The sequence below is a fragment of the Vibrio sp. 1727 genome, assembly GCF_033344415.1.
Lineage (GTDB): Bacteria > Pseudomonadota > Gammaproteobacteria > Enterobacterales > Vibrionaceae > Vibrio > Vibrio alginolyticus.
This window is the reverse complement of the sequence record NZ_JAWPOT010000199.1, coordinates 1-775: the sequence shown is the minus strand read 5'-3', so window position 1 is coordinate 775 and position 775 is coordinate 1. Positions and strand designations below refer to the sequence as shown.

At 37.8% G+C, this 775-nt stretch carries 1 protein-coding gene; it reads left to right on the top strand.

The window, feature by feature from the left end; translation table 11 throughout:
• On the top strand, positions 1-775 hold a 775-nt coding region (tssI, locus tag R8O10_RS24750; protein ID WP_318191892.1), incomplete at both ends, for a type VI secretion system tip protein TssI/VgrG.

Here is a 775-nt window from a genome sequence, read left to right as displayed (position 1 = left end):
GACAACAACTTTATCCGTATTTCTTCTCCGTTTGGAAAAGATGCTCTTATTCTCAATTCGTTCGAATATAGAGAAGGGATCTCGGAGCTTTTTTCATTGCGTGCTAAAGCTTATTTTAATGATCAAAAAAATGAGCTCAATGAAATCGTGGGTAAAGAAGTAACGATTTCAGTGGAAAATAGTAGTCGTGTTTCTAAAAGTCCGCGTTTTTTCCATGGCATTGTCTCTGCTGCAAAGCTCGAAGGCCAGAGAGTGATGAATTCTCATAATGGAGAAAACTACAAAAATATTGAAATTATTGTTGAACCGAAAGTTAAGTTCGCAGCGTACAGAAATAATTGTAAAATCTTTCAGAAGAAAAATATAAAAGACATTATTTCCGAAGTGCTTTCAGAGCATGGTGTTGCATTTAAATTTGAACTAAAAAATACGTATCCCCAATATTCCTACAAAGTTCAGTATGAAGAATCTGATCTTGCTTTTGTTCAGCGCCTCCTAGCCGAAGAAGGGCTCTCTTTTTGCTTTAGTCACTCTAAATCATCCCATGTCCTAGATATTTTTGATGATGTAAGCTTTTACAAACCCAGTCCTGAGTTTATGGTCGATTTCGATACAGGCAGTTCAGAGTCGAGTCACATTTCTGCTTGGAACGAAACACAAGTTTTAACGACTAAATCAAGCCAGAAGTCTGGCTTCAATATGCTAAAACCAGCCTCACAACCCAAAAACGTAGCTGCTGGTGATACTGCACTGTTTACAGTACCTGCGAGTGAGT